A 25673-nucleotide genomic window follows, 5' to 3' on the forward strand; every position below is an offset into this window, starting at 1 on the left:
CGCCGGCGCGCCCACCGGCCGCGACGGTCTGTGGATGGCGACCGAGGGCACGTACGACGTCGCGGTGATCGACATCATGCTGCCCGCGCTCAACGGCTACGATATCGTCAAGGGGATGCGGGCCCGCCAGGTCTGGACCCCGGTGCTGATGCTGACCGCGAAGGACGGGCCGTACGACCAGGTGGACGCCTTCGACGTCGGCGCGGACGACTACCTCACCAAGCCGTTCGACTTCGTCGTGCTGGTCGCCCGGCTGCGCGCGCTGATCCGTCGCGGCGCCCCGGAGCGACCGACCGTGCTGGCCGTGGGGGACCTCTCCCTCGACCCCGGCAGCCACCGGGTGTGGCGCGAGGAGACCGAGATCGAGCTCACCGCCAAGGAGTTCTCACTGCTGGAGTTCCTGATGCGTCACCGCGACCAGGTCGTCACCAAGTCGCAGATCCTCGACAGCGTGTGGGACCCGGAGTTCGCCGGGGACACCAACATCATCCAGGTCTACGTCAGCTACCTGCGCCGCAAGGTCGACGAGCCGTTCTCGCGGCACTCGATCGAGACGGTCCGCGGTGTCGGCTACCGCTTGGTCGACAGCCCGCCGGCGGGCTGAGCCGGCTCCGGGCTGTCCAGCGGGAGCCGTACGGTGAACCGGGCCCCGCCCAGCGCGGAGGCGTCGACGGCGACGGTGCCACCGTGGCTCGCGACGAGTTCGCGGACGATCGCCAGCCCGAGCCCGCTGCCGCCCTCGTCGCGGGTGCGGGCGGGGTCCAGCCGGACGAACCGCTCGAAGACCCGTTCCCGCTCCTCCGGCGGGATCCCCGGGCCGTCGTCCTCCACCCTGAGCACGGCGTGGCCGTCCTCGGTCTCCACCGACAGGACCACCCGCGCGGTCGCGGCCCGGACGGCGTTGTCGGCCAGGTTGCGCAGCACGCGGACCAGCTGCAGCCGGTCGCCGCGGACCCGGGCCGGCTCGACCTCGAACGCCACCTCGACCCGCCCCGGGCTGCGCGGCCGGCGGGCCTCCTCGACCACCAGATCGTCGAGGTCGACGTCACGCCACCGGCTGGCGGTGACCATCCCCGCGTCCCCCCGGGCCAGGGTGAGCAGGTCGTCGACCAGCCGCTCCATCCGCCGGGTCTCGGTCGACATCACCGGGGCCAGGTCCTGCCAGCGTCGCCCGGTGGGGTCGGCGGTGCCCATGTCGAGCGCGGTGTGCAGGCTGGCCAGCGGCGAGCGCAACTCGTGGCTGGCGTCGGCGACGAACTGGTTCTGCTGCTGACGGCCGCGTTCGAGCCGGCTCAGCATGGCGTTCATCGTCAGGGCCAGCCGGCCGATCTCGTCGTCGACCGTGGGGATCGGCACCCGGGCGTCGAGGTGGCGCGAGGAGATCGACTCGACCGTCGTCCGGATCGCCTCGACCGGGCGCAGCGACCGGCTGACCAGCCACCAGGCCACGACACCGGCGGCGATGACGATCAGCGGGGTGCCGACCAGCAGCAGTTTGAGGACCGTGTGGACCGCCTCGTACTGGGAGTCCTGGGAGACACCGACGACGGCTGTGCCGCGCTGGTCGCCGTACGCCACGCCGGTCGAGGCGACGACCAGACCGGGGTCGTCGGTCGGCTGCGGCAGCGGGGTCGCCCCCTCCAGGACGACCAGGCCGACGGCGGGCCGGGCCCTGGTCAGGGCGGTGGCGCCACCCGAGGAGTAGACCGTCGCGCCGTCGGCGCCGATCAGCTGCACGGTCACCCCTACGGTCACCGCGGCGCCGTTCTCACCGCTCAGCCCGTCGACCCCCTCACGGCCGACGAGGTCGGCCACCGCGGTGAGCTGGCCGGTGGCCTCCTTGGTCACCGAGGACATCAGTGCGGTGTAGAGCGCCAGACTGACGATGCCGGTGCCGACGACCAGGGCGATGCCGACGATCGCCATCGTGGCGGCGGCGAGCTTGACCCGCATGCCGATGCCGGGCACACCGCGTACCATCCGTCCTCCTGTACGGACCCCTGCGCACGGTCCGCGTCGGCCAGCCTAAGCGCCGCAATGGCACGAGGGACAGCGTTCTCACCCTCCTCTCACCGGAGGGCGGCAGGGTGGTGGGTGATCCGCTGGCCGGGGTTCGGGGTGACGACGCCCGGTCTGTCGCTCCCGGAAGGACCCCTGTGCCCGATCTCGTCTCCGACCCTCTCTCCCCGCATCCCCGCCGCGCCCTGCTGCCCTCGCACGAGACCGGACCCGCCCACCGCGCGCCCGCCCCGTCGCGCGAGGCCACCGGGGCACGGGGGACGTTCCCCGGGCCGCAGGCTTCGGTCTGGTCCCGCGAGGCCCACCAGGCCCCCGGGAGGCGCGGGATCCCGGCCGGGCGCCGCGCGAGGCGTACGCACCGATGGTGGCAGCGGCGTTGGCTGGCGGCCCCCGCCGCCCTGCTCGTGGCCGTCGTGCTGTGGACCTCGGTGTCGCTGGGGTCGGCGCTGGCGGCCCCGGGCACCGACACCACGGCCGCCCGGGTGGCCGAATGGGCCCGGGACCACTACCTGGGCGGGGTCATCACCCTGCTCGAACAGTGGCAGTACCAGCTCGACCCGCCGAAGTCGGGCGGCGCCCCGGACGCCTCCGCACTCGAGGTCGGCTCCAGCGCGACGGTCCGCACCAAGACCGCCCGGCCGGCGACCATCCCGTCCCAGGCGGGCCCGGCGCTGCCTGGCGAGGGGGAATGGCGACCGCTCTACTCGGCCAAGGGGGACACCGCGGCGATGGTCACCTCGCTGCGCCCCGATGCGGTGCACACCTCCTACGTGGTCCATGCGGTCTGGCTCGACCCGAAGCTCAACTCCTTCGTCCTGCACCCCGGCACGAAGGAGCCGGGGCCGGTCGCCGGCCAGTCCAGCCAGCTCACCGGGCAGGCGGCGGGCACGGTGCTGGCCAGCTTCAACAGCGGCTTCAAGATGTCCGACGCCAAGGGCGGCTACTGGCAGGCGGGCCACACCGTCGCCCCGCTGCAGGCCGGTGCCGCGTCGATGGTGCTGGGGACGAACGGCTCGCTGAAGGTGATGACGTGGCCCGGTGGCGACCCCGGCGAGGGGGTCGCGGCCGTACGTCAGAACCTCATCCCGCTGGTGCACGACGGCCGGGTCAGCCAGGAGGTCTCCGACCCGAGCGCCGCGGTCTGGGGCAAGACGGTCGGCAATGCGGCCGCGGTGTGGCGCAGTGGTGTCGGCACCCGGGCGGACGGCTCCACGGTGGTCGTGCTCGGGCCGTCGCTGACCGTCGGGGCGCTGGCCCAGATCCTGCACGACGCCGGCGCGGTCGAGGCGATGCAGCTGGACATCAACAAGGACTGGACCAGCTTCATCACCTACACCCACGGGTCGTCCACGCCCGCCGTCCCGAAGAAGCTCACCGACGACGAGACCGCCGCGGCGGACCGCTATCTGCAGCCCTCCAGCCGCGACTTCGTGGCGGTGATGCCACGGTGACGCTGCGATGATGCGGCGGTGGCACCGCGGTTGACGGCTTGGTGACGGCGCGCGGGTGAGCGCCGCACCGGGAGCCGCGGCCCGGCACCGATGGGGTCGACCGGCGTCAGCCGTACGACCCGCCGGCCCATACCACACCGGCACGAAACACTCAGAGTCTCCACAGGCAACCGTGGGCCATCGAGTTGGTGCGGCGACGTTACGGTGTCATCATCGTGCTCATGGCACTTACCCTGCCCTTGACCGTCCGACACACGACGGAGGGCGACATCGAGGCGATTCTTCGCCTGGAGAAGTCGACGGACACGGCTGAATGGCTCGGTCCGACAGGCCGCGACTACCACGAGGCGTCGCTGGCCGATCCCGACCAGGAACATCTTCTCCTCTTCGACGGCCACGACCTGGCCGGTTACGCCGTTCTGGCCGGCGTCCTCGACGGCGGCGACATCGAGCTCCGCCGCATGGTGATCGATCCGGCGCACCGGGGCAAGGGCCTCGGACACCTCTTCGTGCAGTACATCGTCGACTACGCCAAGGAGACGTACGCCAGCCGTGGCATGTGGCTCGACATGAAATGCCACAACGCCCGCGCCCGCCGGCTCTACGCCAGCGAGGGCTTCACCTCCTTCGTCCCGGCCCGCGACGGCAAGCTCGGCCGCTCGTACATGCGTCGCAAGTTCTGACCGCACCCCTGACCCGTGCCGGCCGGCGGTCGCCGACGGCCGTGGGCGGCCGGGGCGATCTCCCCGGCCGGGACGCCGATCGGCGCCGCTCAGATCTTCGCCAGGCGTAGCCGGGAGGCGTTGGTGATGACGCTGACCGACGACAGCGCCATCGCCGCCGCGGCGATCATCGGCGACAGCAGCACCCCGAAGGCCGGGAAGAGCACACCGGCCGCGATCGGGATGCCGATCACGTTGTAGATGAACGCGAAGACGAGGTTCTGGCGGATGTTGCGCATCGTCGCGTGCGACAGGTGCCGGGCCCGGACGATGCCGTTCAGGTCGCCCTTCAGCAGGGTGACCCCGGCGCTCTCGATCGCCACATCGGTGCCGGTGCCCATCGCGATCCCGACGGCCGCAGCGGCCAGGGCCGGCGCATCGTTGACGCCGTCGCCGGCCATCGCGACCACCCGGCCCTGCGCGGTGAGCTGCTTGACCACCTCACTCTTGTGCTCGGGCAGCACCTCGGCGCGGACCTCGTCGATGCCCAGCCGGCGGGCCACGGCCTCGGCGGTCGCCCGGTTGTCACCGGTCAGCATGACCACCCGGATGCCGTCGGCGCGCAGCGCGGCGAGCGCCTCCGGGGTGGTGGGCTTCACCGGGTCGGCAATGGCCAGGACAGCGTACGGACGGCCGTCGACCGCCAGGTGTACCACCGTGGCGCCGTCGGCCCGCAGCTCGTCGGTCCCATCGCCTTCGGTCCCGTCGTCTTCACCCCGAACGTTGTCGGTCCCGTCGCCGAGCGCGTACGTGGCGTTGCCCACGGCGACGAGGTGGCCGTCCACGGTGCCGCGGACGCCGCCGCCCGGCTCCGACCCGAAGTCGGTGACCTGGGACAGGGACAGCGCGGCGTCCTTCGCCGCGGCGACGACGGCTTGGCCGAGCGGGTGCTCGGAGGCCTGCTCGACGGCGGCGGCCAGCCGCAGTGCCGTCCGCTCGTCGGCGCCGGCCAGGGCGAGCACGCGGGTGACGGTGGGGCGGCCCTCGGTGAGGGTGCCGGTCTTGTCGACGACGAGGGTGTCGACGCGTTCGGTCACCTCGAGGGCCTCGGCATCCTTGACCAGGACCCCGGACCGGGCCCCGCGCCCGACGCCGACCATGATCGACATCGGCGTGGCCAGACCGAGGGCGCACGGGCAGGCGATGATCAGCACCGAGACCGCCGCGACCAGCGCGTGCGGCAACCGGGGGACGGGGCCGACCACGGCCCAGACGATCCCCGCGAGGACGGCGGTGCCGATCACCGCCGGCACGAAGACCTGGGAGACCCGGTCGGCCAGCGCCTGGATCGGGGCGCGGGAACGCTGCGCCTCGGCCACCATCGCGACGATCCGGGACAGCATCGAGTCGGCCCCCAGCGTCTCGGCGCGGACCACCAGCGCACCGCTGCCGTTCAGCGTGCCGCCGACCACCCGCTGACCGACCGACTTCTCGACCGGCAGTGACTCGCCGGTCACCAGGGACTCGTCCACCGCGGAATGTCCCGACTCGACGATGCCGTCGACGGCCACCTTGTCCCCCGGCCGGACCCGGACCAGGTCGCCGACCGCCAGCCGGTCCAGCGGCACCTCCTCCTCGGTGCCGTCCGGGGCGAGGCGCCGGGCGGTGGCCGGCGCGAGGTCGAGCAGGGCCCTGATCGCCCCCGAGGTCTGCTCGCGGGCGCGCAGTTCCAGCACCTGGCCGAGCGCGACCAGGACGGTGATGACGGCGGCGGCCTCGAAGTAGACCTCCACCAGCCCCTCGGGGGTACGGAAGGAGGCCGGGAACGCGCCGGGAACCAGCAGAGCGACCAGGCTGTAGGTGTACGCCGCCCCGACGCCGAGCGCGATCAGGGTGAACATGTTGAGCTCGCGGGTGACCAGGGAGCGGGCGCCCCGGGCGAAGAACGGCGCGCCGGCCCACACCACCACCGGGGTCGCCAGGACGAACTGGATCCACTGCGACACTCCCAGCGGGATCACGCCGTGCAGGGCCGGGACGAGCGGCACCAGCATCGACAGCAGCAGCACCGGCAGGGCCAGGGCGGCACCGATCCGGAACCGGCGGCGCATGTCGACCAGCTCGGGGTTGGGCCCCGACGCGGCCGTCATCACCACCGGTTCGAGTGCCATGCCGCACCTGGGGCAGCTGCCCGGCCCGGGCCGGCGGATCTCCGGGTGCATCGGGCAGGTGTACTCGACGTCCGCCCGGGCACGGCGCGGATGGCCGGCGTCCTCCGGTCGGGCGTGGTCCCGGTGCCCGGCGTGGTCCCGGTGGCCGGTGTGGTCCCCGCCGGCGTCGGCACGGGCGGCGGACGTGTCCGCGAGGTGGGCCACGTACGCCGCGGGATCGGCCTCGAAGCGGCGCAGACACCCGTCGGAGCAGAAGTGGTACGTACGGCCATCATGGACGGTGCGGTGGGGCGTGGTGGGGTCGACCGTCATCCCGCAGACCGGATCGATGACGCTGACCGCCGCGCGAGGGTCGGGCTGAGTGGCCATGGCGTTCCTCTCGACGGTTTCATCATACCCCTGGGGGGTATATGACGTGAAGGGTGGAATCGGGTACCGAGGGATCCCGGTGGCAAAGGATGCCGGTGGCGAGCGCGGTCGGGCGCGTACGCCGCACCTGTCGCCGCCTGTCCCCTTCCCGCCGGCACCTCCCCCTGGTCCTGTGCTCGCCGGCGCTTCCGCTGCGGATGTCAGCGGTGCCGCCTAGACTCCGCAGCAGCGACGTACCCCCATGGGAGGAGACGACGATGGACCAGATCCGGCTCGGGGACTCGGGCCTCCGTGTCAGCCCCGTCACCATCGGCTGCATGAGCTTCGGCACGCCCGGCGAGGGCCCGCAGAAGTGGGCGATGGGTGAGGCCGACAGCCGTGCGGTGATCCGCAGGGCCCTGGAGGCGGGCCTGACCACCTTCGACACGGCCGACATGTACGCCCAGGGGCGCAGCGAGGAGATCCTCGGCGCCGCGCTGGCCGACCTGACCCGCCGGGACAACGTGGTGATCGCCACCAAGGTGTTCTTCCCGATGGGCCCGGGGCCGTACGACAAGGGGCTGTCCCGCAAGCACATCCTGAGCGCGATCGACGCGAGCCTGACCCGGCTGGGCACCGACCACGTCGACCTCTACCAGATCCATCGCTGGGACTACGACACCCCGATCGAGGAAACGATGGAAGCCCTCCACGACGTGGTGCGGGCCGGCAAGGCCCGCTACATCGGCGCCAGCTCGATGTGGACGTGGCAGTTCGCGAAGGCGCAGTACACCGCCGACCTCAACGGCTGGACCCGCTTCGTCTCGATGCAGGACCACTACAACCTGTTGACGCGCGAGGAGGAGCGGGAGATGCACCCGTTCTGCCTCGACCAGGGCGTCGGCGTGATCCCCTGGTCGCCGATGGCGCGCGGCAAGCTGGCGCATCCGCTCGGCCACCACACGCCGCGGCAGGACACCGATCGGCTGGTCCGGGCCGGGATGTACGCGCACAACCCGGACTCCGATGCCGCGATCATCGGGGTGGTGCAGCAGATCGCGCAGGCCCGCGGGGTGTCGATGGCGCAGGTGGCACTGGCCTGGGTGATGTCGAAGCCGGCGGTGACCTCCCCGATCGTCGGGGTGACCCGGCCCGACCAGCTCGACGACGCGATCGCGGCGATCGACCTGCGGCTGAGCACCGAGGAGATCGAACGGCTGGAGGCCCCCTACACGGCACGGCACCCGGAAGGGCACGAGTAGGGGCCGGCCATGAGCCAGCAGCAGCCCGGCAGCCCGCCCCAGGGGCCCAGCTCGGAGCCCGAGCAGCGCGGCTCGGAGCCCGAGCAGCGCAGCAGTCCGCCGCGAGGACGCGGCTCCGGTCGCCAGGAGCACAGCCGTGAGCCACGGGAGCTGGTCGCGGTGCTGGGGCGCGGGATCGTCGATCCCGACGTCCCGGTGCTGTACGCCGACGACGCCGGCCTGACCCGTGGCGACGGCTGCTTCGACTCCTGCCGGGTGGTACACGACGGGACCGCCCGGGTGCTCCACCTCGAGCGGCACCTGGCCCGGTTCACCCGTTCGGCGGCGTTGCTCGGCCTGCCGGCGCCCGACCTGTCCGCCTGGCGCGGGCTGGTGGCCGAGGCACTGGCCGCCTGGACCGAGCCCGGCGAGGCGAGCCTCAAGCTGATCTGGACCCGCGGCGCCGCGCACCGGCCGGGGACACCGACCGGCCTGCTGCTGCTCACCACGGTCGACGCCGCCGCCCAGCAGCGGGCCCGGCGCGGGCTGCGCGTGGTGACGCTGAGCCGCGGTTACCGTTCGGACGTCTTCGCCGCCGCCCCGTGGCTGCTGGGCGGCGCCAAGACCTTGTCGTACGGGGTCAACGTCGCCGCGAAGCGTGAAGCGACGGCGCGCGGGGCCGATGACGTGCTGTTCGTGTCGACCGACGGCTACCTGCTGGAGGGGCCGACCTCGGGACTGGTCGTCGCCCGCGACGACCAGCTGGTCTCGGTGCCCACCGGGGACACCGGGGTCCTGGAGTCGGTGACGGTCGCCACCCTGATGGCCGCCGCGACGAGCGCCGGCCGGCGGACCGTCGCGCAACTACTGCGGCCGGCCGACCTGCTCACCGCGCGGGGCGCCTGGCTGGTCTCGACCGTCCGCGGGGTGTGCCCGGTGCTCGACCTGGACGGTGAGCCGTTGCCGTACGATCCGGCGCTGACCGCCGAGGTGGCCGGCTGGGCCGGCTTCTGATCCCCGGCCCGGTCCGGATCGCCGGCTCCGGCCGGTGGCAGGTGCGCTCAGCCGACCCCGTCGACCGGGCGCCCGTTCTCCAGGTAGACGCAGTGGCGGGCGTCCAGACCGCGGCGTACGCGCCGGCGGACCGGCTTGCGCAACAGAGTGAGCGCCTCGTCGAGCGGGGCGAAGCGGTGGTCCTCGATCTCCACCCGGTCGATCACGATGCCGAGGGCCTGTTCCGGGCGCAGGGCACCGCAGTGGAAGAGGAACCGCAGGCCGAGCTTGCGACCGTCGTGGGCCGGGCGGGTGTCCACACAGACCAGCCGGCCCGCCTCGACCACGAGCCCGACCTCCTCGAAGACCTCACGGCGGCAGGCCTGCCAGGGGGTCTCGCCGCTCGCCTCCATGATCCCGCCGGGGATCGTCCAGCCCGCCTTGTAGGTGGGCTTGAGGATCAGCAGCCGCCCCCGGTCATCGAGGATGATCGCTCCGGCCGAGACCGGGATCTCCTGCGGAACGAACATCGCTGACTCCGGTGACCCCGAGCCTGACCCCGGTAACCCCGAGCCTGACCCCGATGGGCCCGAGCCTGCGAGGGGCGCGGCATTGGCGTCGGTCATGCACCCAGCATGCCGCGTCAGCCCCCACCCGCGTACACAGGGGCTGGCGCGAACGCAGGTGTCCGCGCCGTCAGGTGCGGCGATGCGGGCGGAAGCGGCCCGCCCACGTACGGAGGGTTGGTCCGCGTCCGGAGGCGTCACCCTCATCCGAAGGAGTTGCCGGCGGACGGGTCCGCCGGCGGAGGGGCTGCGGCGGAGGGGTTCACAGGCCGGGGCGCAACGGTGACCATGGAGGCAGCGGCCGCGAGTCCGGCGGACAGCAGCCGTCCGCCGGACGCCGGCCGCGGCCCGCCCATCACGGCCCGGCCAGGAGGGACCTGCGATGAGCCCGACGAGGAAGGACCTGCCATGAGCACCGTACTGTCCAACCGCGAGGCGAGCGTCGCCGCACCCGGCTGGCGGCTCCTCACCGACCGCCTGCATCTGAGCGCCGACTTCGGCGACTTCGACCGGGCGCTGGAGTTCGTCACCGAGGTGGCCGACATCGCCCGTACGCTCAACCACCACCCCGACATCGAGATCCGCTGGTCCCGGGTCCACCTGACCGTCGCGAGCCACGACGTGGGCGCGATCACCGACCGGGACGTACGTCTCGCCACCCGGATCAGCGGGTTGCTCGCCGCGCGCGACGTGCAACCCGACCACCACCGGCTCACTGTCGTCGAGGTCGGCGTGGATGCCCTGGACCGGCCGGCCGTCCGGCCGTTCTGGGCGGCCGTGCTGGGCCGACCGATGTCGGTGGTGGACTCCCCGGAGGAGAGCGACCTGGCCCTGCCCGACCCGGACGGGCTCGGGCCGGCGGTCTGGTTCCAGCAGATGGACGCCCCCCGCCCGCAGCGGAACCGGATCCACCTCGACGTCTGGGTGGCCCATGATGAGCTGCAGCACCGGTTGGACGCGGCCCTCGGAGCCGGCGGCCGGCTGGTCAGCGACGCCCACGCGCCGGCGTTCTGGCTGCTCGCCGACCCCGAGGGCAACGAGGCGTGCCTGTGCACCTGGCAGGGCCGCGACCCGGACTGACCGAACGGGCCGGGCCCCGATCGCGGGTCGACGCCGCCGAACCGTCGGCCACGGCCCACGGACACCGCACCCCCTACCATCGGCGCATGGAGATCGTCGTCACGGTCACGCTGTTCACCTTCGTGGTGCTGGTGGTGACGTGGTGGGCCGACAGACTGCGGATATCGGCACCGCTGGCCCTGATCCTGGTCGGGATCGTGGGATCGGTGCTGCCGTTCGTGCGGGTCCCGGCGCTGTCGCCGGAGCTGGTGCTGGTCGGGCTGCTCCCGCCGTTGCTCTACGCCGCGGCGGTCAACACCCCACTCGCCGACTTCAGGTCCAACATCACCTCGATCGGCTGGCTGTCGATCGGGCTGGTGTTGTTCACCATGGTCGGGGTGGCCCTCGTGGTCCGGCCGATGCTCGGCGTGCCGTGGGCGGCGGCGTTCGCGATCGGCGCCGTGGTCGCCCCACCCGACGCGGTCGCCGCCACCGCGGTCGCCCGCCAGGTCGGCCTCCCCCGCCGGGTGGTCACCATCCTCGAGGGCGAGTCCCTGGTCAATGACGCCACCGCCCTGGTGAGCCTGCGCTCCGCAACACTGGCCCTCACCGCGGCCCTCTCGGCCGGCGCGGTGGCGCTCGATTTCGGCCGGGCCGTCGTGCTGGCCGTCGCGATCGGCCTCGGTGTCGCCCGGCTCGCCGGGCTGTTCTTCCGCCGGCTGCAGAACGCCGCGATGACGGTCGGTCTGTCGTTCCTCGTCCCGTTCACCGCGTACGCCCTCACCGAGCTCCTGCACGGCTCCGGGGTACTCGCCGTGGTGGTCGCCGGGATCGTGCTCGGGCACCGGGCCCAGCGCGAACAGACGGCCGAGGCCCGCCTCTCGGCACGGATCAACTGGCACACCCTGCAGTTCCTGCTGGAGAACGCCGTGTTCCTGCTGATCGGCCTGCAGACCCAGGAGATCGTCGCCGCCGCATGGACCTCCGACACCGGCCACGGCACGGTGATCGCCGTCTGCCTGGCCGCCCTGGCAGCGGTCATCCTGCTGCGGCTGGTCTGGTTGCTCGTCACCGGGGTGTTCCTGGTCCGCCGCGGGGCCCGGCCCTGGGCGGAGACGCTCGTCCTCGGTTGGGCCGGGATGCGGGGCGTGGTGACCCTGGCGGCCGCCCTCACCCTGCCGCTGGACACCCCCGGGCGTCCGGTGCTGGTGCTGATCGCCCTGGTCGTCACGATCGGCACCCTGCTGGTCCAGGGCCTCACCCTGCCGCCGCTCGCCCGCGCCCTGCGGCTGCGCGGCCCGGATGTCCGCGAGGACGCGATCGAGTCCGCGATGATCCTGCAGCGTGCGACCGCGGCCGGGCTCGCGGCGGTCGACGAGGCGGCCCACCCGGAGGACCGGGACACCGTCGCGCAGCTGAGAGCGGAGACCACCCACCGGCTCAACAATCTGTGGGAACGGCTCGGCCGGCCCGGCGCCGAGCTCGAGACGCCCGAGGCGGCGCACCGCCGGCTGCGCCGGGTGGCACTGGACCGCGAGCGTGAGGTCATCCTCGACATCCGCGACGAGGGCCGCGCCGACCAGACCGTCATCTCCGAGGTGCTGAACGTGCTCGATCTCGAGGACGTGATGACCCAGCGGTTGGTCGACCGCGGCGACGCCGTCCGCGGCGCCCTCGCCGTGCACAGCATCGCCGAGCCGTGCCTCCATCTGCAAGAGGCCAGGGACTGCGCGGTGCCCAACTCCTACACCGGCTGCCCCGACTGTGAGCGCGAAGGCCTGACGCCCGTGCACCTGCGGATGTGCCTGACCTGCGGCAACATCGGCTGCTGCGACTCCTCCCCCGGCAATCACGCCCGCAAGCATTTCGACGCGACCGGGCACCCGGTGATGCGCTCGTTCGAGCCGGGCGAGTCCTGGCGCTGGTGCTACCTCGACCAGGTGATCTCCGACTGAGCAGACCCCGGGATCCGGTCCCGGGACGTGGCTACTGGAATGTGGCTGCAGGGCGATGCTTGCCCCGACGGCTCGACCCAGGGCTGGTCCATGCCGCAATACTCCAGCTGGAATAGTTGGCACGGAACACCTATGGTGTGACGGCGACCACAGAACGGTCGCCACGGGAGCACCCGCACCGGACGGCGATCCCACGCGGCACCCGCAAGGCCACGAGGTCAACAGGCCCACGAGGTCAACAAGGCCACGGCCACGAGCCCGCACCCCCGGAAGGAGACCCGATGCCCCTCACACCGCTGCAGCTCTCGGCCCTGGCAATCCTCCACGAGGGCCCGTCGCACCCGTACGAGGTGTACCAGCTCATGCTGCAGCGCCGCGAGGACCGGGTGGTCAAGGTCCGCCCGGGCACGCTCTACCACGCGATCGGCCGGCTGGCCGACGAGGGGCTCCTCGCGTCGTGCGGCACGGACCGCTGCGGCAACCGGCCGGAGCGGACCACCTACCGGATCACCGAGGCCGGCCGGGCCGCACTGCGTGCCACCGTCGACGAATGGGTCTCCAGACCGGTGTACGAGTACCCGCGCTTCCCGTGCGCGGTGGCCGAGTTGCACGAACTGAGCGCCGAACGCGCCGTCGAGCTGCTGACCGTCCGCGCCGAGCGGCTCGAGGCCGAGCACGCGCTGCTCATCGGGGCCCTGGCGTACGTGGCCGACCGCGGTCTGCCGGAGCGGTTCACGCTCGATCTCGACTACCAGGCGACCCTCCTGCTCGCCGAGACCCGCTGGTTGCGGACGCTGGCCGGGCGGATCGTCGACGGGTCCGTCAGCTGGGGCGCCGCCGCGCCGCCGCGCGGTCCGGGCGCCCTGCCGGAGCGGCCGCTCAGCAGCTCGCCCTACTACGACCCGTCCCTGTACGGGCCCCCCGAACCGTCCGGGTACGGACCGCCGGAGACCCCGGCACCCGCGCCACCCGACAACCCGGCACCCGGAGCGCCGGCACCGGAGACCCCCGTGCCCGCGTACGCCACTGCCGCGTCCACCCCCTCCGATCCTGAGGAGCAGCCATGAGCACCACCCGTGACGAGAAGGCCGCACCGATCGGCACCGATGCCACCGGCTCCGACGCCACTTCCACCGCCCCCGATGCCACCGGCTCCGACGCCACCAGCACCGGCACCCTCGGCCCCGGCGCCGCCGGACTGCAGGTCGAGGACCACGGCGTCTCCACCCGGGACGCCTGGCGCGCCCTGGTCGCGCTGGTGGTGGGGTTCTTCATGATCCTGATCGACACCACGATCGTGTCGGTGGCGATGCCGCACATCATCACCGGCCTCGACACCACACTGAACGCGGCCATCTGGGTCACCAGCGCCTACCTGTTGGCGTACGCCGTGCCACTGCTGATCACCGGCCGGCTCGGCGACCGCTACGGCCCCAAGAACCTCTACCTGATCGGCCTGGCCGTCTTCACCATCTCCTCGCTGGCCTGCGGCCTGTCCCGCACCGCCGGCGCGCTGATCGCCTGGCGGGTCGTCCAGGGCCTCGGCGCCGCCCTGATGACCCCACAGACGATGGCCGTGATCACCCGGCTCTTCCCGCCGAAGGAACGCGCCCAGGCGATGTCCCTGTGGGGTGCGACGGCCGGGGTCGCGATGCTGGTCGGCCCGCTGCTCGGCGGCCTGCTCACCGACGGTTTCGGCTGGGAGTGGATCTTCTTCATCAATGTGCCGATCGGTGTCCTCGGCTTCCTCGCCGCCGTCCGGCTGGTGCCGGTCCTGCCCGTGCATGCGCACCGGTTCGACTGGCTGGGCGTCGCCCTCAGCGCGATCGGCACCTTCCTGCTGGTGTTCGGCATCCAGGAGGGCAACACCTACCACTGGGGCGCCATCACCACCGACCTGACCGTCGGCGGGCTGCACACGCACATCCCGGTGTCGGTCTGGGGGCTGATCAGCGCCGGCCTGGTGGTGCTCGGGCTGTTCGTCGTCTGGCAGGCGGTCAACACCCGCGAACCGCTGGTGCCGCTGGCACTGTTCCGGGACCGCAACTTCTCCGCCGCGAACGCCGCCATCACCGTGATGGGCTTCTGCGTGGTCGGGACCTCGTTCCCGCTGATGCTCTACTACCAGGAGGTGAGGGGGCTCACCCCGACCCAGGCGGCTCTCACGATGATCCCGATGGCCCTGCTCTCCGGCGGCCTGGCACCGGTGACCGGCAAGCTGCAGACCAGGGTCAACCCGAAGTGGCTGGCCGTCCTCGGTTTCCTGCTCTTCTCGCTGTCGCAGGTCTGGGCCTGGTCGATCACCAAGGTGGACACCCCGATCTGGATGTTCCTGCTGCCGCTGGCGCTGCTCGGCCTGGCGAACAGCCTGATCTGGGGCCCACTGTCGATGACCGCCACCCGCAACCTCCCGCCGCGGCTGGCCGGCGCCGGCTCGGGCGTCTACAACACCACCCGGCAGATGGGCAGCGTGCTCGGATCGGCCTCGATCGCGGCGGTGATGTCGGACCGCCTGCAGGTGCAGATGACCAGGACGGTGGCGGCCCTGCCGCCGGCCCAGCGCGCCGCCGTGCCGGCCGGGATGTCGACCGACGGCTTCTCCGGGACCCTGCCGGTGTTCCTGCACGACGCGTTCGCCACCGCGATGGGCCAGTCGCTGCTGCTCGGCGCCGGGGTGATCCTGCTGGGCCTGGTGGCGGCTCTGTTCTTCGCCAAGCCGCCGGCCGAGCACATGGACCGCCCGCTCCGCTGAGGCCCGCCGGGTCGTACGACCCCGCGGGAACGTACGACCCGCAGCACGTACGACCCGCAGCAGGCAATGCTCCGGAGCGGGTACCACCCGGCACACGGACGACGCGCAAAACACACGACCACAGCCGAGCGGCCCCCCCCCCAGTGCGGGCCGCTCGGTGTGCAAGGGGTGGGAGCGGGTCACTCCTCCGACGCCGCACCGGCGCCGACGGTGACCTCCTCCTCGTCGTGGAGCTGGTTGAAGACCGAGCCGCTGATCTGCTCGCCGCCCGACGTCCGGACCGACCAGCCGAACAGCAGGCCGACCATGAAGACACCGATCGACAGCCCGCCGATGGTGAAGACGATGTCGCCCGGGGTGCGCAGCCAGCGCAGCACGGTCAGCACCGGGGTGTAGAGGAAGTCGGAGCTGCGGGCGTACCACAGGCCGTGGGTGATCGACGCCCACGCCTGCGCCAGGCCGAGCGGCAGCAGCGACATCAGGCACATCATCAGCAGGCCGATGTTGAGCCCCCAGAAGCCGACGGCGATCGCCTTGTCGTTCCACTCCCGGCTCGGCATCAGCGAGCGCAGGCAGAACAGCATCAGACCGATGCCGAGCATGCCGTACACCCCGAAGAGGGCGGCGTGGCCGTGCAGCGGCGTGAGGTTGAGCCCCTGCACGTAGAACAGCGAGATCGGCGGATTGATCAGGAAGCCGAAGATGCCGGCACCGAGCATGTTCCAGAAGGAGACGGCGACGAAGAAGTAGACCGCCCACTTGTAGCCCACGGCCCACTCGCTGACCCGGAGCAGACGCAGGTGCCGGAAGGCCTCGAAGCCGACCAGGGCCAGCGGGACGACCTCCAGGGCGCTGAACGCGGCGCTCCAGGCCATCAGCAGGTCGTTCGACCCGGTGAAGTACAGGTGGTGGCCGGTGCCGATGATGCCGCCGGCCAGGAAGACCGCGGTCGAGGAGATGGTCGCCGTGGCCGCCGTCCGGGCGCGGACCAGGCCGAGCCGGGCGAAGAGGAAGGCGATCACCGTGGTGGCGAAGACCTCGAAGAAGCCCTCCACCCACAGGTGGACGACCCACCAGCGCCAGTATTCCTGGATCGACAGGTGCCCGCCGTCGGACATCCCGAAAGCCGCGCCGAAGAAGCTGGCGATGGCCAGGGAGCTCAGCAGCAGCATGACGATCAGCGAGCGCTGCCCGCCGGCGGCCAGCGGCGCGGTCTCGGTCGGCCGGTTGACCTCGCCACGGCGGGCCCGCCGGACCGCCGGCCACATCCCGCGGGCGACCAGGAAGAACCAGAGGAACAGGCCGATGAACAGGCCGATCTGCCAGACCCGGGCCAGGTCGAGGTACTCCTGGCCGGTGGTGCCGAGCCACCAGTTGATCGCCAGACCGTGGCCCATGTAGCCCATGATCGACAGCCACTCGCCGACCATGGAGCCGGCCACCACGACGATGAGCGCCCAGAACAGCACGTTGACGCCGAGCCGCTGGTACTTCGGCTCGCGACCGCCGACGGCCGGGGCGACGTACAGACCGGTGGCGAGCCAGGCGGTGGCGATCCACAGGATGCCGAGCTGGGTGTGCCAGGTGCGGGTCACTGCGTACGGCAGGATCTTGTCGATCGGGATGCCGTAGAGCGAGCCGCCCTCGACGCCGTAGTGGGCGCTGATGATGCCGACGGCGATCTGCGCCACGAACAGGGCACCGACGATGTAGAAGTACTTGATCGTCGCGCGCTGCGACGGGGTGGCCCGGTAGCCGAGCAACGGGTCGCGCTCCGGCACCTCGTCGGCGGACGGGGCCTCCTCGTCATCGGCGTGGTAATTGTGGTACCAGACCATGCCGGCGATGCCGCCGAGCAGCAGGATGAAGCTGATGATGCTCCACAGCACGTTGGTCGGAGTGGGGACGTTGTCGATCAGCGGCTCGTGCGGCCAGTTCTGCAGGTAGGTGGCGTCATGGCCGGGGGCGTTGGTCTCCGCCGCCCAGGCGCTCCACCAGAAGAAGTCGCTCATCTGCTGCAGCTGCGTCGAGTCGGTCAGCGTGCCGCTCGGGATCGCGTAGCGCTCGTTGCCCTGGGCGAAGACCTGGGCGAAGTGCGCCGAGTTGAGCTTCCAGGCCTCGGCCCGCAAATGGTCGATGGTGATGGTGTCGGTCGTCGCGTCGTACGTGTTGGTGCGGATGTCGGCCTTGAGACGGGCCTTCAGTGCGGCCTGTCGCTCGGCGTCGAGGGCGTCGTACGAGGCCGCCCCCTCCTTCCGGGCGTACTGGTCGAGGACGTAGGTCAGCTCGCGGTGCAGCGTGTCGGCCGTCCAGTCCGGCGCGACGTACGCACCGTGACCCCAGACGGAGCCGATCTCCTGGCCGCCGATGGACTGCCAGATCCGCTGGCCCTCGGTGATGTCCGCGCCGGTCATCAGGACGGCGCCGTTGGCGTCGACCACCTTCGCGGGGATCGGGGGCTTGCTGATCCGGATCTGGTCGCCGAGGAACAGCAGCACGGCGAAGGACGAGACGACGACGAGGACGAGTGCGGTCCACCATCGCCGATCACGGCGGTTCAGGGAACGCTGGTGCGCGGGTGGTGGGTTGAGATCCCGGACGGTCGACAACGGAGGACTCCTTTAAATACGGGTATGCCGTATTTAATATCGCAGACAGGTCCCCCGCGGCAAGACACTTGACGTCCGCCACCGGGCGATCGCGCTGTGGGTCTTGTCACACCGGGGGCACCGGGGGCGGCATCCGCCGCAGATCGGGGGCCACCTGCATGGCGAACGCCGGGCGCAGGCGTACCGCCAGCGCCAGCAGTGCCGCCGCGAGGACCAGCACGGCGAGCTCGATCCACCAGAGGTTGACCTTCGCGCCGGCCAACAGGACCGCGGTGAGGTTCACCGTGCCGTGGAGGACCACGGCGAGCACCCAGGCCAGCAGCTTGCGGGACCGGTGCACCCCCCACAGCACCAGCACCGACAGCGCCACGTGGACGCCGATCGCGCCGATCCGCTCGACCCCGCCGGCCAGGAACGTCGTCGGGGCCGTGCCGGTCATCACGTCGCGGATCTGCTGCGCCCGGTCCGCGGGCAGCGCGGCGGCGAGGGATGACCACCCACCGGTGTTGATCATCACGGCGATCACGAGATCGGACACGAAGGTGAGGCCGACCAGCGCCATCGCCTCCAGGCCGCCGTGCCCGAGGCCGAACGCGACGCCGTCGACCCAGCGGTGGAAACGGCGCAGCAGCAGCACCATCACCACCAGCCGGCCGGTCTCCTCGAACAGACCGGCGGTGTAGCTGGCAACCGGCCCGGACAGCAGGAAGGCGGCGACCGGGTGCGGCAGCTGGGGCACCACCACGGCCATCAACGGCAGCCGGGTGAGCAGCTGGGAGGCGGCGAAGGCGAGCATGCCGCAGAGGAAGGCCCGGCCGACCGCGGGGTACCGCGCGGCGCCGTCCGGCGTCCGCCGGGTCGCCAGCCAGGCCAGCCCGCCGAGCGGGATGCCGAAGCAGATGATGACGTCGACGACCAGGAACACGAGCGAGGCAACGGGGACCATGGCACTCTCCGGGGAGATCGGTGGCGCGGACCCGGTCGAGGGATCCGGGTGTCTCCAGCGTATTGACACGACCGGGTACTTTGCAATGCAATATAGGTATGCGCGCCGACCACCTGACCCAGTTGCGCAAGGGCGCTCTCGAACTGGCCGTCCTCGCCCTGCTCGACCGTGCTCCGTCGTACGGGTTCGAGATCGTCGAGGGTCTCGCCGGGCTGTCCGGGCTGGAGGCCACCACCGGCACCATCTACCCGCTGCTCACCCGGCTGAAGAACTCGGGCCTGGTCGGGACCACCTGGCGGGAGTCGCCGAAGGGACCGCCGCGCAAGTACTACACGCTCAGCGACGCCGGCCGCACCGAGCTCGCCGACCAGGCGGCGGCCTGGCGGCAGGTGGTCGCGGCGATGGACACCCTGCTCAGGGAGGAATCACGATGACCGACCCGATCTCCACCTACGTCGACGAGGTCGCCCGGCACCTGCGGGCCCGGGGGAACGCCCGGCGCCAGGCGCTGGCCGACCTCGAGGCCGCGTTGCGCGAGACGGCCGCCGGCTACGACGGACCCGACGACCCGTCGGCCGCGGCGGTGGCCTCGTTCGGCTCGGCCCGCGCGTACGCCGCCGAGCTCGACGAGGAACTGCGCACCGAGCGCCCGCTGAAGACGGTGTTCGGCATCCCCAACTCCCTCACCGCCGGGGTCCTCGAGCGGATGGCGGCGACGTTCGACCCGTCCGACCCGCACGTCGTGGTGCCGCACGTCTTCGGCATCGGCTGGGCCCTCAACATGGGCGCGATCGCCGCCCGCCTCGGCCTGCTCAACCCCGACGACCTCGACGACGAACTGCTCGAGCAGGCGATCGCGGGCCCGGGACGCTGGGCCCGCGCGCTGGCCTGGCTGAGCGTCGGGGCGGCCGCCGTGGCCACGGTCGGGACGATCGCGCAGCGTCGCCGGCTGGGGTTCACCGGCCGGCGGGCCTGGGCGGATGTCCCGGGGGCCGCGAGCATCGGCGCGGTGGCCGGCATCCTGGTCGCGCTCGGCGGCGACGATGGGCTACCCGCCCGCCAGCGGCTGGTGGCCCCGGCCTACGGTGCGCTCTTCGCCACCATCGGCGCCGCCGCACCGGGCGGTCTGCGCCCGGACGGCACCCGGCCCCGGTGGGCCGGCTGGTGGGGGCTGCCGCTGGGCACGGTGCTGTGGTGGGCCGCCACGTACGGTCCGGTGAAGGCCGCGGTCGGCCGGGCGGTGCGCCGCTGAGCGCACCCGGTCCGGTGCCATCCAGCCGTGGCCGGCGGCGGTCATGGCCCGCACCGAGCGTGGCGAGCCTGTGCCGGTCAGGCCTCCGAGTCCGGGTCAGGTCTGAGTCCAGCTCAGGCCTCCCAGTACTCCTCGGGGACGACCGACCGGTACTCGGCGGTCACCGGGGCCACGTGCGGCCCGTACTGCGGGTGCTTGCCGACGTACGCGCGGATGTAGGGGCACCAGGGCACGATGGTGAGGCCCTGGGCCACCGCGTCGTCGAGCGCCACGGCGGCCAGCCGGGCCGCGAGCCCCCGTCCGCCGTACTCCTTGTCGACCTCGGTGTGGTAGAGCACCCGGACCGTGCCGTCCGGCCCGTACGGCGCGTACGCCAGCTGCCCGATCAGCTTGTCGCCGTCACGCAGGACGTACTGCTGCCCCTGCGGGTCGGACTCGAGGGTGATGCCATCGGCGTCGTCACTCATGCGGCGAGCCTAGCCGCCGGACCGGAACGGCACACGGGACTACGGCGACCCCCGACCGGCGTGCGGGAGGTCGGCCCGGGCCACCCCGTGGCCGACGACGGCCACCGGGCCCGGCGACGATGACAATGGCCGGGTGAGATCACCGCACCACCTGACCGTCGGGATCCTCGGGGCCGGGCACCTCGGGATGGCGATCGCCGCCCGCCTGCTCGGCACCGACTACGACGTACGCCTCGCGACGCGGCGGCCGGCGCGGGTGACGGCCGAGCAGATCGCCCCGTTCCTGCCCGGGGTCGAGGCGGTCCCGCGCACCGAGGCGTACGCCAGCGACATCGTCATCGCCGCCATCCCGCTGCGGCGCTACCGCTCGCTGCCGGCGGAGCCGCTGGCCGGACGCATCGTCGTCGACGTGATGAACTACCTGCCCCTGATCGACGGGCGGATCCCCGAGATCGACGACGATCCCCGCTCGACCAGCGAACTGGTCCAGCAGCACCTGCCCGGCTCCTTCGTCGTCCGCACGCTCAACCACATCGGGGCCCGCGAGATCAGCACCGACACCCGCCCGAGCGGTGAGGAGGGGCGCCGGGCGCTGGCGGTCGCCTCGGACCGCCCCGAAGCGACGGCGAGGGTCAGTGCCCTGCTGGACGCCATCGGGTTCGATGCCGTCGACGCAGGGCCACTGGCCAACGGCAGGTTGTTCGCCCCGGGCACCCCGATCTTCCACGGGCGCTGGACGGCGGACGGGCTCCGTACAGCGCTGGCCGACGCGCTCGCCCGCTGACGTCCGCCGAACAGGCCCCCGCCGGGTGACTCCCGTCGAGCAGGTACGTCCGGGTGGGTGCCGGCCAGCAGGTACCGCCGACTGACTCCCGTCGAGCAGTACGGCCGGATGAGGCCCGGCCCTCGCCGCCGACGGCCGGGGAGACGCGGGAGGTGAAGACGACGCAACAAGCGGGAACATGGCGAGCCGGGTGGTGTGCAACAAATGGGGGATTGCCGTCCACCCGGCCCACCACCACGCTAGGGCGTCCACCCGGGCGCCGGCCATCATCGAAAGGCTATTCCCGCCGGCTCCCGGCGGGCCACCGGCCCGGGACCGGGGCGGGAACGGCCCGCGCGCGCCACCGGAGGAGGAGGGAGCTGGCGGCGCGGCGCGGGCACGCGGTGAGGTGCGGCATCACCAACAGCAGACCCTGCCCGACCGGGGCTGAGAACACGGTGAGGGAGGCGGCGAACACGGTGAGGGACGCCCACCTGTCCCGGCGGGGCCCCGGTGGACGGGCGGGCCGGGACCGTCCTAGCCTTGGGGACGCCATGCCGCGCAGTTCAGTTCTCAGCATCCGCCTCGCCTCCCCGGTGGACTTCCCCGCCGTGCAGGCGATCATTCGCTGTCAGGTGGGACACGAGCCGCTGCTCGGTGGACCGGACACCTTCCGCCACGACCCGTACGGATTCGCCCTCGTCGCGGAATCGGACCGTACGATCGTCGGGGTCTGCCTGGGCACCACGATGAAGCCCGGCCCGATGGCCCGGATGCTGCGCAGTGGCCTGCCCGATGTGCTCCATGCCCGGCGGATCGGCCTGCTCGACACGGTGGCGGTGCACCCCGACCACACCGGCCGCGGCCTCGGCACCCACCTCACCCAGGCGGCCCGCGAACAGCTCCGTCGGCAGCGCGCCGGGGTCTGGGCCGCGGTGGCCCGACAGACCCCGCACGGCGTCACGATGGGCGCCATCCTCGAGCGCGTCGGGCTGGAACCCTTCGCCGAGGTGCCCGGCTTCTGGAGCGTCGGCGAGAACGCGCCGGCCGGCTGCCCCGCCTGTGGTGGCGCGGCCTGCCGCTGCTCCGCGGTGATGTACGCCGGCGCGATCTGACCGCGCCGCCCCGCGGGCGCACCGGGACCGCCCCGGGGTCGACCGCCTGCGGCCGATCACCGGGATCGGGACCGTCGGGACTGCCCCGATCGGGATCCGGACCGCCGGGATCCGGGGCTACCGGGGTCGGGCCTCAGCCCGCGAGGGCCGTCCGCAGCACGTCGAGTGGCAGGGAGCCGAGGGACAACGCCCGGGCGTGGAAGTCGGCGGCCGAGAACACCGTCCCCCGCGCGACGGCAGCCGCGGCTGCGTCGGCGCGCAGCTCCTGCCACATCCGCTGGCCGATCATGTAGCTCGGCGCCTGGCCCGGCCAGGTGAGATAGCGGTTCCACTCGAACCGCAGCGTGCCCTCGTCGGAGGCGACGTAGTGCCGCAGGAAGGCCCATCCCTTGTCGGCGTCCCAGGTGCCGCCGCCGAACTCCTCCGGCGCCGGCTTGCCCAGGTGCACCCCGAGGTCGAACACCACCCGGGCCGCGCGCAGCAGCTGCGCGTCGAGCATGCCGAACCGGTCCCCCGGGTCGTCGAGGAACCCCAGCTCGGCCATCAGCCGCTCCGCGTAGAGCGCCCAGCCCTCGCCGTGCCCGGAGGTCCAGCAGACCAGGCGTCGCCAGGTGTTCAGCTCGTCCTTGTTGGCGACCGCCTGGCCGATCTGCAGGTGGTGGCCCGGCACACCCTCGTGGTAGACGGTGGTGCGTTCCCGCCAGGTGGTGAAGTCGCTGACCCCGGCCGGCACCGACCACCACATCCGCCCCGGGCGGGACCAGTCGTCGCTGGGCGCGGTGTAGTAGATGCCGCCGGTGTTCGTCGGCGCGATGCGACACTCCAGCCGACGCAGATCACCGGAGATGTCGAAATGCACCCCGTCGAGCGCCTCGATGGCCTCCCCGCTGACCCGGGTCATCCACTCCTGCAGCGCGTCGGTGCCGTGGATCCACCGCGCCGGGTCGGCGTCCAGGACCTCGATCGCCTGCCGCACCGTGGCACCCGGTCCGGCGATCCCGGCGGCGAGGGCCTGCTGTTCGGCGGCCAGCGTGCGCAGGTTGTCCAGGCCCCAGTCGTACGTCTCGTCCAGGTCGACGGCAGCGCCGACGAAGTCGCGGGAGAACCGCGCATAGCGCTCCCGGCCCACGGCATCGGCCTCCGGCGCACCCGGCAGCACCTCATCGCGCAGCACCCCGACCAGCCGGCTGTACGCCACGGCGGCGCCCTGGGCCGCCTGCTCGAGGCGGGCGGTCAGCGTGGAGTCGGCGAGCCCGGGCGCGGTGAGGTGGGTGACGAACCACGAGGCCGTGGGATCGGCGAGCAGCGCCGCGTCGGCGAGGGCCTGTTCGGCCTGTCGGCGGGTCGGCCGCGGCCCGCGGTCAGGGCCGGAGCCGGCGCGGGTGCCCTCCGCCAGGCCCTCCCGCAGGCAGGCGATGTAGCCGTCGACCGCCTGCGGGATGTCGGCCACCCGCGCGGCGACCACCTCCCAGTCTGCGGCCGAGTCGGTGGGCATCAGGTCGATCACCTCGCGCAGGCCCTGCACCGGCGACTCGATGTTGTTCGCGGCCGCCCGGTACTCGCCGGCCTCGTACAGCTCGAGCTCCAGGCCGAGCCGGTCGCGCATCGCCGCGAGGGTGACGGTGTCCCGGGCGGCGATGTCCGCCGGAGTGTCCCGGGCGGCGATGTCCGCCGGGGTCTCCGCAGCGCCACGGCCCGCGGGCCCCTCCGGAGCCACGTCGTCACCCGGCGCCGCCGCGACCCGGTCATCCACCGCGACCCGGTCCAGGCGGGCCAGCGTCCGGCGGACGAGGTCGGCGTAGGCCGCGTGGCCGGCGGGCGAGAAGTCGCCCATCCGGTCGTCGTGGCCGGGGACGCCGAGAGCGGTCGCCCAGGTGGGCCGCAGCTCGGCCAGCCGCCGGGTGTGGTCCTCGGCGATCGTGTCGATGGCGCTGGGATTCCTCACCGTGCCGACGCTACCCCGAGGCCCGACACCGTGTCCGGAGGGAGGCCCGACACCGTGTCCGGAGAGTCGTGCGGGGCCTCCATCGCGCGCTCCGCGCACTACGCTGGACACCGCGCCACCCCGCGCGCAGCCCAGCTCCGAGCGAAGGGGTCTCCATGTCCTTGTTCTCCGCCGTCGAAATGGCTCCCGCCGACCCGATCCTCGGCCTGACCGAGAAGTTCAAGGCGGACACCGATCCTCAGAAGGCGAATCTCGGGGTCGGCGCCTACCAGAACGCGGCGGGCAAGCTGCCCCTGCTGGCCTGCGTCGCCGAGGCGGAGAAGCGGATCGCCGCCACCCCGCAGCCGAAGCCGTACCTGCCGATCGACGGACTGGCCGCGTACAACGCGTACGTCAAGGAGCTCGTCCTCGGCGCCGGCAGCCCGGTGATCGAGCGCACCGCGACCGTCCAGTCCCTCGGCGGGACCGGCGCCCTGCGGGTCGGCGCGGAGTTCCTCAAGAAGGTCGCCGCCGGTGCGACGGTGCTGATCTCCGATCCGTCCTGGGAGAACCACCGCGCGTTGTTCACCGCGGCCGGCTACCCGGTGGAGAACTACCGCTACTACGACGCCGCCACCCGGGGCATCGACTTCGACGGGATGATCGAGGACCTGCGCGCCGCAGCCGCCGGCACGATCGTCGTGCTGCATGCCTGCTGCCACAACCCGACCGGCTACGACCTCGACGCCGGCCAGTGGGGCACGGTCATCGAGGTGGTCAAGGAGGGCGGGCTGGTCCCGTTCCTCGACATGGCCTACCAGGGCTTCTCGCAGGGCCTGGAGGAGGACGCCCAGGTGGTCCGCCGGTTCGCGGCCGCCGGGCTGCAGTTCGTCTGCTCGACCTCGTTCTCCAAGAGCTTCTCCCTGTACGGCGAGCGCGACGGCGCCCTGTCGGTGATCTGCGGCGACGCGGACGAGGCCCGGCGGGTGCTGTCCCAGCTCAAGCCAGTGGTCCGTACGCTCTACTCCAACCCGCCCACCCACGGTGCGAAGATCGTCGCCACCGTCCTCGGCGACCCCGAGCTGCGGGCCCAGTGGGAGGTCGAGCTCGGCGAGATGCGCGACCGGATCAAGCAGATGCGCGCCGCTCTCGTCGCCGGGCTGAAGGCCGCCGGCGTCACCGACGACGTCTCCTTCATCACCGACCAGGTCGGGATGTTCTCCTACTCCGGCCTGTCGAAGGACCAGATGGTGCGGCTGCGCGAGGAGTTCCACGTGTACGGCACCGACAAGGGCCGGATCTGCGTGGCCGCGCTGAACCCGGGCAACATCGACCGCGTCGCCGAGGCGATCGCCGCGGTCTGGTGACCTGACGTCGGGA

At 72.4% G+C, this 25673-nt stretch carries 21 protein-coding genes; 14 read left to right on the forward strand and 7 right to left on the reverse strand.

The window, feature by feature from the left end; genetic code table 11:
* Positions 1-604, forward strand: a 604-nt coding sequence (locus VB059_RS00050; protein ID WP_323419972.1) for a response regulator transcription factor, incomplete at its 5' end; no start/stop codon positions are given.
* Here VB059_RS00050 and VB059_RS00055 read toward each other — a convergent pair.
* Entirely contained in the window at positions 571-1980 is a 1410-nt protein-coding gene (locus VB059_RS00055; RefSeq protein WP_323419973.1) for a HAMP domain-containing sensor histidine kinase, read from the reverse strand. The genes VB059_RS00050 and VB059_RS00055 overlap by 34 nt on opposite strands.
* Positions 1981-2156: 176 nt before the next feature.
* On the opposite strand from VB059_RS00055, the gene VB059_RS00060 reads away from it, so the two are divergent.
* Both VB059_RS00060 and VB059_RS00065 read left to right on the forward strand, forming a co-directional pair.
* Complete coding sequence (locus tag VB059_RS00060) at positions 2157-3470, forward strand: phosphodiester glycosidase family protein (RefSeq protein WP_323419974.1); 1314 nt, start codon at positions 2157-2159, stop codon at positions 3468-3470.
* 221 nt (positions 3471-3691) lie between these two features.
* A complete protein-coding gene (locus tag VB059_RS00065; RefSeq protein ID WP_323419975.1) occupies positions 3692-4153 on the forward strand; it encodes a GNAT family N-acetyltransferase in 462 nt (153 codons plus the stop codon).
* 89 nt (positions 4154-4242) lie between these two features.
* Here VB059_RS00065 and VB059_RS00070 read toward each other — a convergent pair whose 3' ends face one another.
* A complete protein-coding gene (locus tag VB059_RS00070; protein WP_323419976.1) occupies positions 4243-6672 on the reverse strand; it encodes a heavy metal translocating P-type ATPase in 2430 nt (809 codons plus the stop codon).
* A gap of 257 nt (positions 6673-6929) precedes the next feature.
* Here VB059_RS00070 and VB059_RS00075 point away from each other — a divergent pair, with 257 nt between their 5' ends.
* Both VB059_RS00075 and VB059_RS00080 read left to right on the forward strand, forming a co-directional pair.
* Positions 6930-7913 carry an aldo/keto reductase gene (locus VB059_RS00075; protein ID WP_323419977.1) on the forward strand — a complete coding sequence of 328 codons (984 nt, stop codon included), beginning with the start codon at positions 6930-6932 and terminating at the stop codon, positions 7911-7913.
* Positions 7914-7922: 9 nt separating this feature from the next.
* On the forward strand, positions 7923-8906 hold the full coding sequence (locus VB059_RS00080) for an aminodeoxychorismate lyase (RefSeq protein WP_323419978.1): 984 nt from the start codon (positions 7923-7925) through the stop codon (positions 8904-8906).
* A gap of 47 nt (positions 8907-8953) precedes the next feature.
* On the opposite strand, the gene VB059_RS00085 is transcribed toward VB059_RS00080, so the two are convergent.
* Positions 8954-9415: an NUDIX hydrolase gene (locus VB059_RS00085; RefSeq protein ID WP_323419979.1), complete on the reverse strand. Its 462-nt coding sequence runs from the start codon at positions 9413-9415 to the stop codon at positions 8954-8956.
* A 444-nt stretch (positions 9416-9859) separates the two neighbouring features.
* Here VB059_RS00085 and VB059_RS00090 point away from each other — a divergent pair, with 444 nt between their 5' ends.
* From VB059_RS00090 to VB059_RS00105, 4 genes are all read left to right on the forward strand, one after another.
* Positions 9860-10531 (forward strand): 4a-hydroxytetrahydrobiopterin dehydratase, encoded by a 672-nt coding sequence (locus VB059_RS00090; RefSeq protein ID WP_323419980.1) that lies wholly within the window; start codon positions 9860-9862, stop codon positions 10529-10531.
* 86 nt (positions 10532-10617) lie between these two features.
* On the forward strand, positions 10618-12465 hold the full coding sequence (locus VB059_RS00095; protein WP_323419981.1) for a cation:proton antiporter: 1848 nt from the start codon (positions 10618-10620) through the stop codon (positions 12463-12465).
* A 281-nt stretch (positions 12466-12746) separates the two neighbouring features.
* Entirely contained in the window at positions 12747-13532 is a 786-nt protein-coding gene (locus VB059_RS00100) for a PadR family transcriptional regulator (protein WP_323419982.1), read from the forward strand.
* Positions 13529-15217 (forward strand): DHA2 family efflux MFS transporter permease subunit, encoded by a 1689-nt coding sequence (locus VB059_RS00105; protein WP_323419983.1) that lies wholly within the window; start codon positions 13529-13531, stop codon positions 15215-15217. The genes VB059_RS00100 and VB059_RS00105 overlap by 4 nt, the downstream gene beginning before the upstream one ends.
* 179 nt (positions 15218-15396) lie before the next feature.
* On the opposite strand, the gene VB059_RS00110 is transcribed toward VB059_RS00105, so the two are convergent.
* Both VB059_RS00110 and VB059_RS00115 read right to left on the reverse strand, forming a co-directional pair.
* The gene (locus tag VB059_RS00110) at positions 15397-17826 is read right to left on the reverse strand and encodes a nitric-oxide reductase large subunit (protein ID WP_323419984.1); all 2430 of its coding nucleotides are present in this window, start codon (positions 17824-17826) and stop codon (positions 15397-15399) included.
* Positions 17827-17932: 106 nt separating this feature from the next.
* Complete coding sequence (locus VB059_RS00115; protein WP_323419985.1) at positions 17933-18772, reverse strand: YhfC family intramembrane metalloprotease; 840 nt, start codon at positions 18770-18772, stop codon at positions 17933-17935.
* A gap of 98 nt (positions 18773-18870) precedes the next feature.
* Here VB059_RS00115 and VB059_RS00120 point away from each other — a divergent pair, with 98 nt between their 5' ends.
* Positions 18871-19206, forward strand: a complete 336-nt coding sequence (locus VB059_RS00120; protein WP_323419986.1) for a PadR family transcriptional regulator — start codon at positions 18871-18873, stop codon at positions 19204-19206.
* Complete coding sequence (locus VB059_RS00125; protein WP_323419987.1) at positions 19203-20024, forward strand: DUF5808 domain-containing protein; 822 nt, start codon at positions 19203-19205, stop codon at positions 20022-20024. The genes VB059_RS00120 and VB059_RS00125 overlap by 4 nt, the downstream gene beginning before the upstream one ends.
* Positions 20025-20137: 113 nt before the next feature.
* Here the strand turns inward: VB059_RS00125 and VB059_RS00130 are convergent, their stop codons facing one another.
* On the reverse strand, positions 20138-20491 hold the full coding sequence (locus VB059_RS00130) for a GNAT family N-acetyltransferase (protein ID WP_323419988.1): 354 nt from the start codon (positions 20489-20491) through the stop codon (positions 20138-20140).
* A 133-nt stretch (positions 20492-20624) separates the two neighbouring features.
* Between VB059_RS00130 and VB059_RS00135 the strand changes: the two genes are divergently transcribed.
* Both VB059_RS00135 and VB059_RS00140 read left to right on the forward strand, forming a co-directional pair.
* Entirely contained in the window at positions 20625-21275 is a 651-nt protein-coding gene (locus VB059_RS00135; protein WP_323419989.1) for an NADPH-dependent F420 reductase, read from the forward strand.
* A gap of 533 nt (positions 21276-21808) precedes the next feature.
* Positions 21809-22369, forward strand: coding sequence for a GNAT family N-acetyltransferase (locus VB059_RS00140; protein ID WP_323419990.1), 561 nt, complete (start codon positions 21809-21811; stop codon positions 22367-22369).
* Between the two features lie 133 nt (positions 22370-22502).
* On the opposite strand, the gene VB059_RS00145 is transcribed toward VB059_RS00140, so the two are convergent.
* A complete protein-coding gene (locus VB059_RS00145; protein WP_323419991.1) occupies positions 22503-24314 on the reverse strand; it encodes a DUF885 domain-containing protein in 1812 nt (603 codons plus the stop codon).
* Positions 24315-24469: 155 nt separating this feature from the next.
* Between VB059_RS00145 and VB059_RS00150 the strand changes: the two genes are divergently transcribed.
* The gene (locus tag VB059_RS00150) at positions 24470-25660 is read left to right on the forward strand and encodes an amino acid aminotransferase (protein ID WP_323419992.1); all 1191 of its coding nucleotides are present in this window, start codon (positions 24470-24472) and stop codon (positions 25658-25660) included.
* Positions 25661-25673: the final 13 nt, after the last annotated feature.

Source organism: Raineyella sp. (assembly GCF_034933565.1).
In the GTDB taxonomy this organism is placed as follows: Bacteria; Actinomycetota; Actinomycetes; order Propionibacteriales; family Propionibacteriaceae; genus Raineyella.

What these genes read in the sequence shown, in the direction of transcription:
- VB059_RS00055 (WP_323419973.1), bottom strand. Translation starts at nt 1,980, where the DNA reads ATGGTACGCGGTGTGCCCGGCATCGGCATGCGGGTCAAGCTCGCCGCC.
- VB059_RS00065 (WP_323419975.1), top strand. Translation starts at nt 3,692, where the DNA reads ATGGCACTTACCCTGCCCTTGACCGTCCGACACACGACGGAGGGCGAC.
- VB059_RS00070 (WP_323419976.1), bottom strand. Translation starts at nt 6,672, where the DNA reads ATGGCCACTCAGCCCGACCCTCGCGCGGCGGTCAGCGTCATCGATCCG.
- VB059_RS00075 (WP_323419977.1), top strand. Translation starts at nt 6,930, where the DNA reads ATGGACCAGATCCGGCTCGGGGACTCGGGCCTCCGTGTCAGCCCCGTC.
- VB059_RS00080 (WP_323419978.1), top strand. Translation starts at nt 7,923, where the DNA reads ATGAGCCAGCAGCAGCCCGGCAGCCCGCCCCAGGGGCCCAGCTCGGAG.
- VB059_RS00085 (WP_323419979.1), bottom strand. Translation starts at nt 9,415, where the DNA reads ATGTTCGTTCCGCAGGAGATCCCGGTCTCGGCCGGAGCGATCATCCTC.
- VB059_RS00090 (WP_323419980.1), top strand. Translation starts at nt 9,860, where the DNA reads ATGAGCACCGTACTGTCCAACCGCGAGGCGAGCGTCGCCGCACCCGGC.
- VB059_RS00095 (WP_323419981.1), top strand. Translation starts at nt 10,618, where the DNA reads ATGGAGATCGTCGTCACGGTCACGCTGTTCACCTTCGTGGTGCTGGTG.
- VB059_RS00100 (WP_323419982.1), top strand. Translation starts at nt 12,747, where the DNA reads ATGCCCCTCACACCGCTGCAGCTCTCGGCCCTGGCAATCCTCCACGAG.
- VB059_RS00105 (WP_323419983.1), top strand. Translation starts at nt 13,529, where the DNA reads ATGAGCACCACCCGTGACGAGAAGGCCGCACCGATCGGCACCGATGCC.
- VB059_RS00115 (WP_323419985.1), bottom strand. Translation starts at nt 18,772, where the DNA reads ATGGTCCCCGTTGCCTCGCTCGTGTTCCTGGTCGTCGACGTCATCATC.
- VB059_RS00120 (WP_323419986.1), top strand. Translation starts at nt 18,871, where the DNA reads ATGCGCGCCGACCACCTGACCCAGTTGCGCAAGGGCGCTCTCGAACTG.
- VB059_RS00125 (WP_323419987.1), top strand. Translation starts at nt 19,203, where the DNA reads ATGACCGACCCGATCTCCACCTACGTCGACGAGGTCGCCCGGCACCTG.
- VB059_RS00130 (WP_323419988.1), bottom strand. Translation starts at nt 20,491, where the DNA reads ATGAGTGACGACGCCGATGGCATCACCCTCGAGTCCGACCCGCAGGGG.
- VB059_RS00140 (WP_323419990.1), top strand. Translation starts at nt 21,809, where the DNA reads ATGCCGCGCAGTTCAGTTCTCAGCATCCGCCTCGCCTCCCCGGTGGAC.
- VB059_RS00150 (WP_323419992.1), top strand. Translation starts at nt 24,470, where the DNA reads ATGTCCTTGTTCTCCGCCGTCGAAATGGCTCCCGCCGACCCGATCCTC.